We start from the raw sequence: 15,644 nt of genomic DNA on the forward strand, positions 1-15,644 counted from the left end.
GTGGAGGACACCCTGCGATACGACGTTTCGTTCGATTACAGCGATTCTAAATCCGGATCCGATCGCCGGACGCGCGGAGGTCGAGTTCGAACGTCCAGCCCCGCCGATCTTGCTCGATGAGGTGGCAGTAGACGTCCGCCATCGCGGTCGGGGAGATGAGCTCGTCGGGAGAGCGGGGCACGTCGCTCTCGCCGGGCCCGCCGATCGCGCCGTCGACGAGGACGTACGCGACGTGCACTCCTTCGGAGCCGAACCGATGGACGAGCGACTGGGCGAGGCCCCGGAGCGCGGGGCCGGCCATGTCCCACGCGAGCAGGTTGCCGAACGCGCGTTTCGCCATCGAGGTCCCCGTGAAGATCACCGTGCCGCCGTCGCGCTCGCGCATGTCACCGATCGCCTCCCGCGCCGCGAGAAATCCACCCCGGAGAACGACCTCGTATACCGCCTCGAAGTCGTCGCGGTCGACATCGAAGAGGTGGCCTGGGGCTGGGACGCTCGGGTTGTAGACGAGCACGTCGACCGGCCCCAGAGAGTTCCGAATCTCGCGAAAACCGGCCGTAATCTCGTCGGGGGAGCGCAGGTCGGTCGGGACCGCGAGCGCGTCGTGGCCCGCCTCCCGGAGGTCGGTTTCGAGACTCGCGAGATAGTCCTCGGAGCGCGCGAAGCAGGCGACGGCGTACCCCTCCGACGCGAGACGACGGACGAGTGTCTCCCCGAATCCACCGCCGACGCCCGCGACGACCGCGACGTTGCTCATGCGTCCACACTGTGCATCGTCGCCAATAGCTCCTCGTGTGTCGGCAGACCGCCGTCTCCGGACAGCTCGTCGGACGGCGACGGTTCCAGATCGGTTCAATCGAGATCGCGACCGCAGTGAGGACACTGGTCGGGATCGGCGTCGGCCGCGATGAACCCCGAGGCGAGGATGCTGGCGGGGAGCGCGACCAGGCCGGTACCGAGCACCGCGACCGTCGCGCCGAGGAGCTTTCCGAGCGGCGTCACGGGATAGACATCGCCGTAGCCGACCGTCGTGAGGGTCACGACGCCCCACCACAGCGCCGCCGGAATGCTCGAAAACGCCGCGGGCTGGGCGTCGTGCTCGACGAAATACATCAGGCTCGACGCCAGCGTGAGGAGGAGACTCGTGCCGACGATCGCGACGACGAGATCGCCGGTTTTTCGTCGCATCACCCGCCTGAATCGATCCACCGATCGGGAGTAGCGTGCGAGCTTGAACAGCCGGAGAAATCGGACGAGTCTGAGCGCGCGGAGCACCCGGAGGTCCGAGGCGAACACGACGGTGCCGAGATAGAAGGGCGCGACAGCGATCAGATCGATCACGACCGCGGGCCGCGTCATGAACCGGAGGCGGCCGAAAACCGGGTGATCGTACTCCTCAACCGCTGTCGCTGACCAGACCCGGAGGACGTATTCGGCGGTGAACACGCCGACCGAGAGGAGTTCGAAGGTGTAGAAAACGGACCGGTAGCGGTCGAACAGCGGGTCGACCGTCCCGAGAACGACGGCGACGACGTTGCAAACGATGAGTCCCGCGACCAGCCAGTCGACGGCTCGGGCGGTCGGTCCTCCCTTACCGACCGTCACCAGGAGGTGCGTCGAACGCTTCGCGTCTCGATACCGTGATCGGAGGTGACGGAGCATCAGTAGTACGGAAATCCGGCAAACGTCGGCGTCGCTGTGGCGTTTCGGGCGTGGCTGGCTCCTCCCATCACCACTCGAAACGGGTACTACGGGCCGTGCTCGGCCTTGTGCTCCTGATAGAGGATTGCTGTGAACAGGGCAAAGGGGACGAGGCCGAGCACGGCCAGCACCAGGCCCGCCACGAGCGGCAGCGGCACGTTCGCGTAGCCGAGGAAGTACACCAGGACGCTGATGCCGGCCCCGATGAACGCGACGACGCTCGTGATCGCGAGGCCGAAACTCCACTTGCGCTGCTGCCATTCGAGGTTGTCCGACCGGCGCAGCATCTGGATCAGCACCGCGATCGGCGGGATCGTCAGCGCCACCAGCTGGAGGAGATTCAGCGCGACGTCCTTACTCATCGTGCGCCCCTAGAGCCCGTCGACCGCCTCCGTTCGTGTGTTGTTCGTTCGCGGATCGTCCGGATGTGTATCGTTCGTCCATGGATCGTTTTCAGCGTTCGATGATCGTTCCGTCCTCGCCGACTGCGACACCGGTGGACCCGAGCGCGACTCCCCACAGGTCGGCGTCGGTCGGGGAGTCGACGCCGTGCCACCCCCGATCGGGCGTTCGCTCGACGATCGCCCCGCCCTCGCCGACCGCGGCCGCTCGCGTTCCGGCAGCGTCCCCGTCGATGGCGAGCGCGTGGATCGCCGCCTCGCCGACCGAGAGCGGCGTCCAGTTCCCGCAGGCGCGATCGTAGCGGTAGATCGTTCCGTCGTCGCCGCCCACGAGGAGCGAGTCGCCCGCGAGACACAGCCCGAAGAAATCGACCTGTGCGCAGTCGATACCGATTTCGCTCCACTCCTCGTCGCCCGTCTCGAAGACACTGGCGCTGGTGTCGGCGGCGTAGCACGCGGTCGCGTCGGCGGCGAGCGCCGCGATGGTCGACCCACCACCGGGTTCGACGACCGCGCCGTACCGCGGACAGCCGTGCTCGTCGAACCCGATCGGCAGCACCTCGCCCGACCCGTTCGCCACACAGAGGCGCTCGTCGCGTGGCGTCCCGGCGACCGCGATCGCCTCCCACGTGCTCGTCTTCTCCATCGGGGCGGTGTAGTCGTACTTCCGCCCGGTTCGGGTGTCGTACAGCCCGAGCGCGCCGCTGTCGCCCGCGAACCAGCACCGCTCGCGGTCGGGCGTGGCCGCGACACAGGTGAGCCGGTTGCGATCGGTCGCCGGCCCCGACCCGATCACCGTCGTCCATCCCGTCTCTTCGCGCGCGAGAACCACCCCATCCTCGCCGACAGCGTACGGGCCGTGTGTGGTGTGGACGACGCCGAACAGCGTCTTGTCGGTCGGCGAATCGATCGCCCGCCACTCGTCTCGGTTCATCCGGTTCGTCGCGTGGTTCATGACTGTCGGTGGTCGCTGCGGCCGAGGAGGGATCGTCCGTCGAACTCACTGGAACCCACCGAGGAGCAGGACCGAGACCCCGGTCGTCGCGACGAGCGCGACCGCCCACGCGGCGACGCCGACGCCGACCGCGGTCGGCGGCCTGGCGTCGGTCCGATGGCTGATGACGCCGACCCACGCCGCCGCCGGCAGGATCGCCCCGACGAGCGGGATCCAGCCGAACAGTAGCGTGACGACGACCGAGAGCACCGTACCGACCGCCGCGGTGGCGAACGACTCCTCCACGGTGGGCGTCGCTCGGCCCGATCCCAGTGGGACGCCGAAGTAGATCGCGAGGCCGCCGACGAGAACTCCGACGACGAGACTCACTAGCGCTCCGAGGAGTCCGGCGATCATCGGTCCAGGAGTTTGGTGTGCGCCGCGGTCGTTTCGAGGTCGTCGACGTCGAACGTCGCGGCGTGGAACAGCTCGCCCTCGGTCGAGCAGAGCATCACGAGGTACATCTGGCTCTCGGGATCGGGGTCAGGGAGCACGTACACTTCGTAGAAATCCTCGGTGCCGCGCTCGCCGACGGTCGCTTCGAGATTGCCGGCGAGCAGGTCGTTCAGCTCGGACAGCATCTCGTCGTCGCGCTCGATGTCCGGCGACTCGCTCGTGATCGCGCTCGCAGCCGCGTCCGCGTTCGGGTTCGGATCGCTGTCGTTGCTGCTCATGGATCGGTGACTCAGGCCGGCTCGTCGGTGCCGTCGAGGAGACACCACTGACTCCACGCGGTGTGGGCTTCGAGACACTCCCGGGCCGCCGCGCTCGCGCGGTAGGCGTTCGTCCGGCCGTCGACCGGGCGCTTCTCGACGAGGCCCTCGTCGACGAGCTCGCGGAGGTTCTGGTAGAGCCGGCCGTGGTTGATCTCCTCGTCGTAGGTCTCCCGGAGCTCGCGCTTGATCTCCACGCCATTGGGGTTCGTCCCGTCGAGGCTGACGACGACGAACAGCACGTCGCGCTGGAACCCCGTCAGTTCGGCGAGGGGCTGTGGCTCGTCCGGGAGATCGGGCGTCGGTTCGTCGGTGTCGATAGTTGTGTCGTACACTGACATGGCAATCACGACGGCTCGCGCCGTCGACGCCGCGACCGGGGCTCGAACCCGGCTGCCGGCCTGGCTACCGAACGCGGAAATCGCCGCTACGCACGCTCGTCGTCCGCAGCCGTCGCCGCCGCGTCGTCGCGCGATTCGATCCGCTCCAGACGCCGCTCGAAACGCTGCCACTCGCGGGTGAACGCCCCGCTCTCCTTCAGGTTCCAGACGTCGGCGGTCTCGACGATCTGTCCCGTGCGCCACGAGACCAGCACGTTCCACAGCCAGAGCGCCTGGCCGAACCCGATCAGGTACGCCCCGAGAGTCGCGAGCTGCTGGGTGGTGGCAAACTGAGTGGGATAGGTCGCCATCCGGCGCGGCAGCCCACCCATCCCGGCGACCAGCATGGCGAGGAAGGCGATCACGACCCCGATCGTTGTCAGCCAGAAATGCGCGCGGGCGAGTCCGGGGTCAAAGAGCCGCCCAGTGAAGAGCGGGAACCAGTAGTACGACGCCGCGAACAGCGCGAACACCACCATCCCGACGAGCACGAAGTGGAAGTGACCGACGACGTAGTACGTCCCGTGGTACAGCAGATCTACTGGGATAGAAGCGAGGAAGACGCCGGTGACGCCGCCGACGACGAAGTTCGCGATCGCGCCGACGCAGAACAGCATCGGTGCGGTCAGCCGAACCGTGCCGCCCCACATCGTGGCGATCCAGTTGAACGTCTTGACCGCGCTCGGCAGCGCGATCGCGAGCGACACCGCCATGAAGCTCGCCCGGATACGGGGATCGATCCCGGTCGTGAACATGTGGTGGGCCCACACGCCGAAGGCGAGCACCCCGATCGCGAGTGTCGAGTAGACCACGAACTGGAAGCCGAACAGCTCGCGGCCCGCGAACTTCGGGATGATGTGGCTGAGAAGGCCCATCGGCGGCAGCACGAGGATATAGACTTCGGGATGGCCGAAGAACCAGAAGAGATGCTGCCAGAGGAGTGGGCCACCCGCTTCGACCGCGAAGAAGGTCGTCCCGAGATTTCGATCGAGGAGGAGCATGACGACCGCGCTCCCGAGCACCGGAAACGCGAACAGCACGAGCCCGCTCGTGGTGAGCACCGTCCACGAGAAGATATCCAGCCTGTGCCAGCCGACCGCATCGGCGCGCTCGGCGACGATCGTCACGACGAAGTTGCCCGCACTCAGGAGCGTACTGACGCCGCTCAGGTGGAGGCCGAGCAACACGAGGTCGAGATCGACGTTCGGAGCGCGCCTTGACAGTGGCGGATACAGCGTCCAGCCGGTCGCCGGGGGGTTCATCCCAGGAACGCCGAGCAGATCGGCGAAGATGCCGGCGCGCATGAGGACGAACGCCGCGGGAAGCAGCCAGAACGCGGTCGCGTTGACCCGCGGAAACGCCATGTCGTCCGCGCCGATCAGCGACGGCACCACGTAGCTCGCCAGTCCAAAGGCGACCGGGGTCGCAAAGAGAAAGAGCATCGTCAGGCCGTGGGTGGAGAACAGCTCGTTGTAGGTCTCGGGCCCCCAGACGTCGGCCGACGGGGTCAGGAGCCCAGTTCTGAGCAACATTGCGTCGAGTCCACCGAGCAGGCCGGCTGCGGTTCCGAAAACAAGGTACAGCAGGCCGATGTCCTCGTGATCGACGGTGGTGACCCACCTGAGCGCGCCGCGGAGTTTCTCGCGGTCGTCGGCTGTTCGTCCGGTGGGTGGTCCTGCCATACTGAACGCTCGTTATCCGGCGTTGAGGGGGTCGCCGCCGAGACGTGTCGCGCCCACGAGGAACTCGCGGACGCCAACCGCGCCGACGATCGCTGCGAGGCCGAACGCGAGGGTCGGACTCACGGCGTACAACGCGCCGCCGACGAGAGCGCTCGGAACGCGCAACGCGGCTCGTGCCGTTCGATACCCGCTACGACCGTCCGAGATGTCGTTCGCGGCATCAGTCTCCGTCGTAGTGTCATCCCCCGCCATGATCGCATCGACGAACGCATGACGGGTCGGAAGGCCCGCACGATACAGCCCGAACGCCGCGAACAGGCCGGCGACGATGGCCGCGTTCGCGGGCGCGCTGACCAGTGCGATCGGGAACAGCGCCACGACGAGAAGGGTGCCGGCGACGACGCGCTCGCGGCCGATTCGGCTAGCGAGCCGCGTCAGCGGCCCGGTGGCGAGGAGTGCGACGCTCATCTCGGCGATCAGACACACCCCGAAGAACGCGTCGGGCCGGAGCCGCTGGCCGAACAGCGTGACGTCGATTTCGAGCACGCTGGTCACGGTGATGACGAGGAACACCGAGACCATCCCGACCGCGAACTCCACGAGCGCGTCGCCGACGAGAGGCTGTCTCACCGATCGTGGCAGCGAGCGCAGTGAATCGAGCGTGGATCGAATCGGCTCGTCGCGGATGGCGATCGACTTGTCGTCCGTCGTTTCGTCGTCGCTCGAATCGTCGGAATGGCTAGGACCGTCCCCCGACACCGAGTTCGCGCTCATGGCCGGTGTCTCGTCCTCGTCGAGCACCGCGAGGAGGACGGTCGTCGTCACCCCGATCGTAGCCGTGAGCCCGAGCATCACCTGAATCGCCGTGAGTGCTGGCGAGATCAGGGTCAGAAGGCCGACCACGATCGGCAGGCCAGCGAGCAGTGCGACGTACCGTGGTGTCTTCGCGTGACGAATCACCTGCGGGACGTGGTCGCGGATCCGCTGTGGAACCACGCCGATCGTGGCGGCGGTCTTCGGCCCGACGGCCTGCCACGACTCGATCAGCGCGAGGCCAACGAACACCAGCGCCACGGAGCGCACGCCGTCGGTCGGGCCGAGCTGCGGCGCGACCAGCCAGCAGGTCACTCCGAGCGAGGCGAGTGCCCCCACAACGGGGGCCGCGTTCGAACCCAGCTGCTCGGCCACCGAGTCGAGACGGGGGACGGCCACCGCGAGCAGGGTCGCGGTGCTCCCGAACAGACCGATGACGACCGGTCCGTTGCCGAGCAGTCGGAGGTACTCCGGGGCGTACCGGATCGCGGTGTAGAGCGCGACGTTGAACGCGACGACCGCCACCGACGCCGCAGCGTCGCCGGCCACGCTTCCCTCGAAGACGCTGGCCTCGGTCCGGGGGACGGTGGTACTGTCGCTCGTCATCGGTGGTTCGGACAGGAGTGAGAGAGCATGCTGTGAGAATCGGTCGGGATAGTTGGAGTACCGTTCGAGGCCGTGAGATCGTCGGGGATGTCCGTCTGATCAGTCGGTCTGCTCGAACGCGGTTTTGAGACGCTCGATCGCGTCGTGGACTGTTTCGCGGAGCTGTGCAAGCGATGGATAGTCGGTGTCGTTGGTCATTGTCGTGTGTCGAGAAGTGGGTAGTCGATGCTCGATACGTCCGGTTCAGATCGGTCGGCAAGGCCGTCCTATCGAAGGTTTCGACCCTCCGTGTAGAGTTTCGAACAGGCGGCGCGCACGGCACCGAGCGTCATCCGGAACGCGCCGCCGATGGTCACGATCCCCGCGCCAACCGAGCGTACACCCGATCCGAGCGTTCGGCCCGCGTCGCCGAGGTCGGCGAGAAACGTGGCGGCCGTCTGCACGAGAAGGTCGGTCGCGTCGAGGACTGTTTCGAACACGTGCCACGCCGCCTGAGGCAGTTCCCGAATCGCTGCCTCCATCCGCTCGGGGCCGTAGGTGACGTACACCTGAGCGAGGAACACCGGCGTGAGCACGAGATTCAACGTCGTGGTGTACCCCCCCGAGAGCGTGCCGCCGACCTCAGTTCGTGGCGGTACGAGACCGAGCCCACCCAGAAGGTAGTGGGCGGCCACGCCCGCGACGACCGCCGCGACGAACAGCGAGCCGAACAGCACGGCCGCCATCCGGGTACCGTAGTACCGCCGGTAGGTCCGCACCAGCGGCGGGATAATGAGATCGGCGTAGATGAACGCCAGCACGCTGCCGAACGGGAGGCCGTTGGTCCAGAGCACGAGCGCGAACGGCACGTTGCCGACCGAGCACATGAACGTCACCACGCCGATGACGACCGCGATCACCGTGTCGAACACGACGGACTGAAGGCCGGTCTCGGCACCGAACAGCGCCGCCCACCACGTCTCAGGGACGAACGCACCGATTAGCCCCGCGAGGACGAACCCGAGCGCGATGTCCTCCCAGAGCATCTCCCAGTCCTTCACCGTCTTCTTGCAGGCAGCGTCCCAGCCATCGACGGTGAGCAGTTTGTCGGTCCACGAGACCTCCCCTGTACTACTCGTCTCACCGTGCTGGCTCTCGTAGGCGCGCCGACACCCGCCACAGCAGAAGTACTTCGTTCCGCCGGTGGTTTCGGCGGCGATCGTCGCCTCGTCGGTCGGATCGGCCTCCATTCCGCAGGCGTCACAGGTGGTCTCCTCGACGTCGTGGAGATGCTCGCGCGCGGCGTCGAACCAACGCTGGGGGACGACGTTGCGGAAGATGACGGCGAGCACGCAGATCGCGATCACACCGCCGAGATACTCGCCGACCACGAACTCCCAGCCGAGCAGCACCCACATCACGAGCCCGAGCTCGATCACGAGATCGGTGCTCGCGAACAGGAACGCTCCGAGGCTCGCGACACCAGACGCTCCCTTCTTGAACAGCGATTTGCTCGTCCCGACCGCGGAGTACGAACAGCTCGACGAGGCCGCCCCGAACGCCGAGCCGAGCGCGACCTCGCGCCAGCCGTCGTCGCCGAGCAGCTCGGTCATCCGCTCCTCGCTCACGAACACCTCGACCACCCCCGAGAGGGTGAACCCGAGCACGAGCGCCCACCACGTCTCCCACGTCATCCGGGCGACGAGGCGGAGCGCGTCGGCGAACGAAGCAGTGACTGACATGATCGTGGCTATGGGTCGTCGAAACGCGGGTCGTCGTGGATCGATGCGTCGCGGTATCGCCCGGCGCTCGTGGCGATTCGGTCGGGATCGGAACACGCCCGTCGCTCGGTGAGGTCGAGCGGCGAAAACGGAGCGAGAAGTTCCGAAGCGGTTCCGTTTCGGCGCAGGAACCGCTGGCTGGCACCCCGGAGTTCATCCACGCCCGGCAGTCGGACGCATCACCCCAGGTGGGCGTGCATGCTTTCGTATTCTCTCCGATGCAATAAATCGTTCCATCCGTGAGATTATCTATCACATCGGAGGCGATCGAAGCTGAAGCGGTCGTCCGTTCGGCGTCGAACCAGGTTACGACGGTCGATCGCCGGCGTCATCGGAAGTTTTCGAGGATCGTGCCGTCGGCCCCCACGGCGACATCCGAGAACTCGACCGTACCGAGCGCGACGCCGTGAAGCGTCTTCGAGATCGATGTGTCGGCCGCCGACCACTCGTTGCCGTCGACGGCGATGACCGTCCCGCCGGGACCGACCGCGGCTCCGCGGCCGTCCCGTCGGTCGACCGCGTGGAGCGCGGTCTCGACCGTCGCGAGCGAGACCCAGTTGAACCCGTTGTAGAGGTAGATCGTGCCGTCGTCGCCGACCACCGTGACGGTGTCGGCGTCGAGGGTCGCGACGTCGTGGAGGTCGGTGTCCACGTCGTCGATCCCGATGGAGTCCCACCGCCCGCCAGCGGGCTTCCGATAGACGCTACCGGTCGTATCGCAGAGGTAGCCGGCCTTTCCGTCGACGGCGATGGCGTTGGCGCTATCGCCGTCGGTGGGTTTCGTGACCTCGCCCCACTGGATGGTTCCCTGCTGGTTGCGACCGACGAGCAGTTCGCCGGAGCCGTTGATGAGCGAGATGCGCTCGTCGCCAGTCTGGCCGACGACCGCGACGTCTTCCCACGAACTCGTCTTCTCCCTCGGGGCCGAGCGGTCGGTCAGTTCGTCGTCCGCGACGTCGTAGTAGCCCGCCGCGCCGCTGTCACCGCACATCCACACGCGTTCGCCGTCGTTCGTGACGGCCGCACCGACGAGCCCGTTGCTCGCGCCGCCTGGTCCGCTCTCGGCGACGGTCTCCCAATCGCCGTCGGTCCGCACGAGCACGCGGCCGCTCTCGCCGACCGCGACGGGGCCGCCCGCAGAGAGTACCACATCGTGGAGCGCTCTCTTCGTGGGGGAGTCGACACGCTGCCAGCCGTGTTCGGTGGTCGCATCGCCCGTCAGACAGCCCGCGAACCCGACCGTGATTACGCTCCCCGCGAGCGCGAGCACGTTCCGTCGGGAGTGTCGTCGCGTCCGTGGCGTCAGTGCTGTCGGTGCCGTCGATTGCATATCGTCGTGCGTCATCGAGTCGTCCTCCGGATTACCATTCGTTCTGTCGGTAGTCCGGCGTCTCGCCGCGGGGCGTGAACGCGCCGGGCGACGCCGTCCGCTTCGCGATGGTGGCGATCCGGAGGATGAACGAAAAGAGTACGGCGAAGGGGGCGAACGCGATCGCGAGCGCGGCGCTCACGAACACCACCATGCCGGGACCGTGGCCGCCCGGCGGCGCGCCGTCGGCGAAGATCAGAATGAGGAACGCCGAGACGAGGAACGCACCGAGACCCGAATACACGATGAGCCGCGAGAGTCGCGCGAGCTCCTGTTGGATGTACAGCGCCTTGTAGTACTGTCTGAGGATCGACAGCCCGAGGTACAGCTCGCGGAGATCGTCGAGGAGACCGTCCGCGCGCGCGGTGAGCGCGCCGGCACACTCGCTCTGGATGCGCCGCGCAGCGTTGATGTTCTCGGCGTAGCCGTCGCCCATCATCGGCAACAGCACGTCGATGAGTGGGAGGTGCTCCTCCTCGGCTCGGGCCTTGAGCTGTTCGATCTGTCCGGTCACTCCCTCGACGTACTCGTCGATCCGTTCTCGGAGTTCCGCGTCGCCGCTCTCCACCCCGGTCTCGCGGAGCGACTCCGCCTCCCGCGACAGCACCCGGGCGGCGACCGCGAGGAAGGCCCCGGGATCGGTCGGGCTCACGGCCACGTCGGGGAGGCGCTTCTCGATCGTCCCCCGAAACGTCTCCACGCTCTCGATGCGCTCGCGGAGCCGGTCTGGCGTGCCGAACAGTTCGGAGATCGTGAGCTGGTTGACCGCGACCACGATCGGCACGAACGAGAACAGCCCCGAGATGATCCCGCCGAACAGGCTCGTGACGAAGCCCGCCTCGGCGATCCCGACCACGTCGGTGAAACCGCCGATCAGCGCCACGGCGAACACGCTCGTCACGAGCCCACCGACGATGGTCCACCGATCGCCTTCGAGCAGGATCCACCGTCGCGCCGCGATCCGGCGGTCGCGCTCGGTGAGATACGAGACCGCGATCCGACCGCCAGCGACGAGCAGCCGGCCGACGATCCAGACGAGCCGCACGACGAACGCGACTACCGGCCGGAGCGCCGGAGCGATGGCCCCGAGGACGTTGTCGCGCTCGGTGGTGTACTCGTCGCTCGATTCGTCGGTCTCGTGGTTCGTCCCGTCCGAAGGGGTATCGTGAGTCATGGGTCAGAGAAGCAGTCCGACGAGTCCGTCGAGCGTGCCGGTCGCGAGGTGGGCGAGGAAGGTCGCGAGCACGATCACCAGGGTCGCGAGCACGATCACCCGCCGGAGCATCGTGCTCCGGGCCTTCCGGAGCTCCGACCAGCTCTGTGGGTGGTAGCCGAGATACCACAGGCAGATGATCGCGGCGAGGTTGATCGAGAGGATGTTGAGGAGCACGACCGCACCGGAGCCGAGGACCGCGGTCGGCCGCCCCCACGCGATACCGACGCCGACGACCCCGAGCGGCGGGATCACGGCGGCGGCGATCATCACGCCCACGAGGCCGATCGTCGCGCTGGTCGAGAGGCTGATCGCGCCCGCAAAGCCCGCACTCAGTGCGATCACCACCAGCAGGAAGCTCGGCGCGGTGTGGTTGCTGAGCCGGAGCACCCGATCGACGTTCAATCCCGTCGGGATGAAGTTCGTCGAGCGGATCAGGAGGGCGAACCCGACCGCGCTGGTGATCGCCACCACCCCGCCGATCGCCTGGAACTTCAGGCTCCGCGCGAACAGTTTGCCGTCGTCGATGACCGTCGCCACGCTGGTCGCCATCGGCGGGCCGATCAGCGGCGCGATCACCATCGATCCCACCAACACGGCGGTCGATTCGAGCATCACCCCCGCGGTGGCGACCACCGCGCTGATCGCGGTCATCATACTGAACTAATACATAGAACTTATACCCATCCGCTCCGTGTTACCGATATGGCACGGAGCCAAATCAATCTCAAACTGTCCCCCGAGCAAAAGGCCCGGTGGGAGGACTTTGCCGAGTCGAACCCCGAACCGGACAGCCTTTCGCACCTGATTAGAATGGGTGTCGAGACATACATGGCACGTGGCACGGGAGGGGTTCCCTCCCACCGCAAGGGGGAGGTAACGGCCGACGCGGAAACGTCCGGCGAGACTCAAGAAATGTTCAATGAAATACGGAACAGTCTCGACAGTCTGAATGATCGGGTCGGGGCGATAGAACGGGATACCTCCTCGAACGCTCAGATTGACCTCCAGCGGGTAGCGTATGAGATGTTACCGTATGGTCGGGGCGGATCGGACCACGACCGGTTAGGTGCGACCGAGATTGCCCAAAGGATCGGGGCCGAACCCAGCAGGGTGCGGGAGGTACTTGAAGACTTGTCGGACGGATCGACTATCGTTATGGCCGAACGGATCGATGCGGAGAACCGGACCGTGTACTACAGGACAAGCCAATGAATCAACAGGAACCGATCGAACAGCACGAGGAATTGATCGAACAGTTTCGGGATAATCTCTCGGTCACACGTGCTCAGGGCACGGCAAACCGGTACTACCATGCAGCCAAAAAATGGTTCCAATGGTGTCAAGAAACTGATACCGACCCGTTCGATGCGACCCGTGCTGATTTGCGGGTACACCTGCGCGATACCCTACAAGATGGATATTCGGCGAGTACGGTACGATCCCAGAAAACGGGAGTGTCTATGTTCTACAAAGAGTTAGAGACTATGCAGGCCGAGGGGTTCGACGTTCCGAACGTACCGGAGGAGAACCCTGCCGAAGAACTCGACACGTCCGGGTGGAGTAAGCTTCATTCAGGGACGGAGAAAGCGAAGGCTCTCCGCGAGGACATTCATGCGGTCGAACGCGAGGAGTTAGAGCAAATCGTTCAACATGTCGAGAAGAACCCCGTGCGCGACGAACTATTGATCCGTTTGGGGTTCCAAACCATGGCCCGTCGGTCAGAAATTGTAGACATTCGTCTATCTGATATAGACCAAGATGAACGTACAATCAATATTCGGGGTGAAAAAGCCCACACGAACAGGGAGGTCTATTACGCCCCGAGTTTAGACTTCCTTATGTCAACATGGGTAGATGTCCACCGATCGGCTCTCCATTCAGCCGAGGAGTCTCCGTATCTTTTCAATACATATCGGTCGGCGAAGATGAATGGCGAACGTGCGAACAAGATATTTCAGGCGTGTTGTGAACGGGCCGGGGTGCAGGAAACTCTATACACCGATAAGAACGGACACAACCGCTATAAGTACGGATTTCACAGTTTGCGACACGGAGGGTGTGTCCAAGCAGTACGTAACGGAATGTCGGTCAAAAACCTTCAGACGATCGCCGGACACGCCTCATTAGAGCAAAGCGAAAGGTACTTAGATTTGGCTCAAGAAGATGCTCAAGAAAGTGCTCGACGGTTCGGGCCGGGCACCGAGCAATAGTTCGGTCGAACTACACCTCTTACGTCCAGACCCGATCTTCTCGAAACAAACGATCGCCCCGCGCCCCTTTCGTTCGACGAGGGAGCGGTCGGATTAAAGCGACTTCATTTCGGGCAGGAGGCGTCAGATATTATCGTAGAGATTCTTTTTCGTCAGCTTGAGATGGATCGAAACGAAGGGATTTAATTCTGACTGCAATATGCTTAAATTCATGAAGTTCTCAATGCGTATTAGTTTACTTATTTACGGGTAAAACAAGATAAATTTAAAGGAAGGCCGTCTCAACCGCTCTAAACCTTACGTCCCTAACCGAAGCTCTCGGTACAAAATCGTCTCAAGTCGCCGACGTATCTCGTCCTCGTCCGCCTCGGTTAGGTCTTGGTCGGCCTGCATACTGTCCCCGTCGAGCCGGACTGATACCTCTCCCTGTCGATCGGCGAGCGAGTTAGCATCCGTCTTCCGTGGGTAGTTCGTGTCGAGTGTTCGCCGGATAAGGATACCTTCGGCGTTTTCGCTTTCGAGTGTTACTGTAATATCCATTACTTGTTCCTGAGGTCGAAATGGTCCCATAGCAGGACCTCTAACCGTCGCTCCGCACGAGATATTGTTTCGTCGTCGAAGTCGTTTTCGGCCGGTACGTCAGATTCTTCGAGGGATAAATTTACATCTACGTTAGGAGGGTCGATCTGTTTGACTCGATCCTGATTTTTGTAGTTAAAATCCTCCGTTTTGCGCAGAACGTGAACCAATGCCTCGCGGGATAGGGTCACTTCGATCTGTTCACGTCCGCGCAGATAGTCCCAAAATCTCATGCAAAATCCTCGGATCTGACCGAAAGACCGTCAGTTTTTAGAGCAATCTTGTCGTGCTCCAACACTTCCTGCGGGGAAACGTCACACGATCGGGCGATAGCCGAGACTAATTGATGTTCAAATTCATGCTGAGAAAGTTCTGATTCGGACACATCTCTTACGGTTACGTCCATAGTCGTTTATTCCTCGCGGACCTGCTTTGCGATAGCGAACTTTACGGATTCTTCGAGACTCGCCTCGGATTCTTCGGAAAGTTCGGCTGCGTCCATATCTCTACCGGATATGTGCGCTTTTGCTTTTGCTAACTCAGCTTTATCGTTTTTGACGGATGACTGTAGTTGTCGGGCGGTACTATCTGACATGTTTAGGGTGACTGACTTCATTTTGTTAATTCTTTCCAGTTTCTTCCACGATTAGTTCGGGTTCGCCAGTTTTCGACGGGATCTTACGGACGGACACGCTATTGTCGAGCAAATAGCTAACGACTTGCCCGACGCTCGCGTTTCCGTCGTACACGGCCTGATTCACCGTTTTAAGCCGGTTGCGGTCGACCCGGCTCACGGTGATAGTTGTCTTCTTCTCGACATTAGTCATGCGGCGGAGTGGATTTTTTGGGGTCAAGGTAACCCGACCTTTCAACTTCCGGGTAGCCCCGGAAGTGCCACTTGCTGATATATCCCCTCTTGCCTCGGGGTTGGCTCCTATCTCGGCCGGAGCCAAAAGCCGATGACTTAGATAAGGACCGCAAGGCCCTCATGGAAGTATCGTCCCGACACTATGTCGAGGTGCAGGGCGTAACGCCCTACGTGTACCCCTTAGAGTCCCAAGTATATAAATCTTTTGGTGAGTTCATGACTGTATTAAAGTACGACCGTGCTGGTACGGCCGGGGTGCTCATGAAATCGGAAATCTCAGGCAAAAAAATGCTCAGATTTTTACTAGTCGAGTTACCCTACCCGGCGAGTGGGAGGTTTCTAACCACAAAAA

Annotated in this window: 17 protein-coding genes; 3 read left to right on the forward strand and 14 right to left on the reverse strand. The window is 63.8% G+C overall.

Going from position 1 to position 15,644, the window contains the following annotated elements; genetic code table 11:
• Positions 1-46 precede the first annotated feature (46 nt).
• The 13 genes from TX76_RS16030 to TX76_RS16095 all read right to left on the reverse strand — a co-directional run bounded on the left by TX76_RS16030 (position 47) and on the right by TX76_RS16095 (position 12,286).
• The gene (locus tag TX76_RS16030; RefSeq protein ID WP_049903872.1) at positions 47-757 is read right to left on the reverse strand and encodes an SDR family NAD(P)-dependent oxidoreductase; all 711 of its coding nucleotides are present in this window, start codon (positions 755-757) and stop codon (positions 47-49) included.
• Between the two features lie 95 nt (positions 758-852).
• A complete protein-coding gene (locus TX76_RS16035; protein WP_195156084.1) occupies positions 853-1,605 on the reverse strand; it encodes an ion transporter in 753 nt (250 codons plus the stop codon).
• Between the two features lie 143 nt (positions 1,606-1,748).
• A complete protein-coding gene (locus TX76_RS16040) occupies positions 1,749-2,063 on the reverse strand; it encodes a hypothetical protein (RefSeq protein ID WP_049903875.1) in 315 nt (104 codons plus the stop codon).
• A gap of 91 nt (positions 2,064-2,154) precedes the next feature.
• Complete coding sequence (locus tag TX76_RS16045; protein WP_228842417.1) at positions 2,155-3,036, reverse strand: beta propeller repeat protein; 882 nt, start codon at positions 3,034-3,036, stop codon at positions 2,155-2,157.
• Between the two features lie 66 nt (positions 3,037-3,102).
• On the reverse strand, positions 3,103-3,426 hold the full coding sequence (locus tag TX76_RS16050; protein ID WP_228842418.1) for a hypothetical protein: 324 nt from the start codon (positions 3,424-3,426) through the stop codon (positions 3,103-3,105).
• Positions 3,427-3,449: 23 nt separating this feature from the next.
• Positions 3,450-3,770, reverse strand: coding sequence for a hypothetical protein (locus TX76_RS16055; RefSeq protein WP_049903878.1), 321 nt, complete (start codon positions 3,768-3,770; stop codon positions 3,450-3,452).
• Between the two features lie 11 nt (positions 3,771-3,781).
• Complete coding sequence (locus TX76_RS16060; protein ID WP_049903880.1) at positions 3,782-4,150, reverse strand: PadR family transcriptional regulator; 369 nt, start codon at positions 4,148-4,150, stop codon at positions 3,782-3,784.
• Positions 4,151-4,236: 86 nt separating this feature from the next.
• Positions 4,237-5,871 (reverse strand): cbb3-type cytochrome c oxidase subunit I, encoded by a 1,635-nt coding sequence (locus TX76_RS16065; RefSeq protein ID WP_049903881.1) that lies wholly within the window; start codon positions 5,869-5,871, stop codon positions 4,237-4,239.
• Between the two features lie 12 nt (positions 5,872-5,883).
• Positions 5,884-7,290 carry a hypothetical protein gene (locus TX76_RS16070; protein ID WP_049903883.1) on the reverse strand — a complete coding sequence of 469 codons (1,407 nt, stop codon included), beginning with the start codon at positions 7,288-7,290 and terminating at the stop codon, positions 5,884-5,886.
• Positions 7,291-7,556: 266 nt separating this feature from the next.
• The gene (locus TX76_RS16075; protein ID WP_049903884.1) at positions 7,557-9,011 is read right to left on the reverse strand and encodes a permease; all 1,455 of its coding nucleotides are present in this window, start codon (positions 9,009-9,011) and stop codon (positions 7,557-7,559) included.
• 367 nt (positions 9,012-9,378) lie between these two features.
• Complete coding sequence (locus TX76_RS16085; RefSeq protein ID WP_049903887.1) at positions 9,379-10,395, reverse strand: beta propeller repeat protein; 1,017 nt, start codon at positions 10,393-10,395, stop codon at positions 9,379-9,381.
• A 16-nt stretch (positions 10,396-10,411) separates the two neighbouring features.
• Positions 10,412-11,593 carry a hypothetical protein gene (locus TX76_RS16090; RefSeq protein WP_049903889.1) on the reverse strand — a complete coding sequence of 394 codons (1,182 nt, stop codon included), beginning with the start codon at positions 11,591-11,593 and terminating at the stop codon, positions 10,412-10,414.
• Positions 11,594-11,596: 3 nt separating this feature from the next.
• Positions 11,597-12,286, reverse strand: coding sequence for a TIGR00341 family protein (locus TX76_RS16095; protein ID WP_228842419.1), 690 nt, complete (start codon positions 12,284-12,286; stop codon positions 11,597-11,599).
• Positions 12,287-12,337: 51 nt separating this feature from the next.
• On the opposite strand from TX76_RS16095, the gene TX76_RS16100 reads away from it, so the two are divergent.
• Together TX76_RS16100 and TX76_RS16105 are read left to right on the forward strand one after the other, a co-directional pair.
• Positions 12,338-12,847, forward strand: a complete 510-nt coding sequence (locus TX76_RS16100) for a hypothetical protein (RefSeq protein ID WP_049903890.1) — start codon at positions 12,338-12,340, stop codon at positions 12,845-12,847.
• Complete coding sequence (locus TX76_RS16105) at positions 12,844-13,845, forward strand: tyrosine-type recombinase/integrase (RefSeq protein ID WP_079890869.1); 1,002 nt, start codon at positions 12,844-12,846, stop codon at positions 13,843-13,845. Before TX76_RS16100 ends, TX76_RS16105 begins: the two co-directional genes overlap by 4 nt.
• Before the next feature lie 991 nt (positions 13,846-14,836).
• On the opposite strand, the gene TX76_RS17800 is transcribed toward TX76_RS16105, so the two are convergent.
• On the reverse strand, positions 14,837-15,019 hold the full coding sequence (locus TX76_RS17800; protein WP_154019121.1) for a hypothetical protein: 183 nt from the start codon (positions 15,017-15,019) through the stop codon (positions 14,837-14,839).
• Between the two features lie 393 nt (positions 15,020-15,412).
• Here TX76_RS17800 and TX76_RS18445 point away from each other — a divergent pair.
• Positions 15,413-15,644, forward strand: a 232-nt coding sequence (locus TX76_RS18445; protein ID WP_228842420.1) for a hypothetical protein, incomplete at its 3' end; no start/stop codon positions are given.

It is taken from the genome of Halococcus agarilyticus, assembly GCF_000334895.1.
GTDB lineage: Archaea > Halobacteriota > Halobacteria > Halobacteriales > Halococcaceae > Halococcus > Halococcus agarilyticus.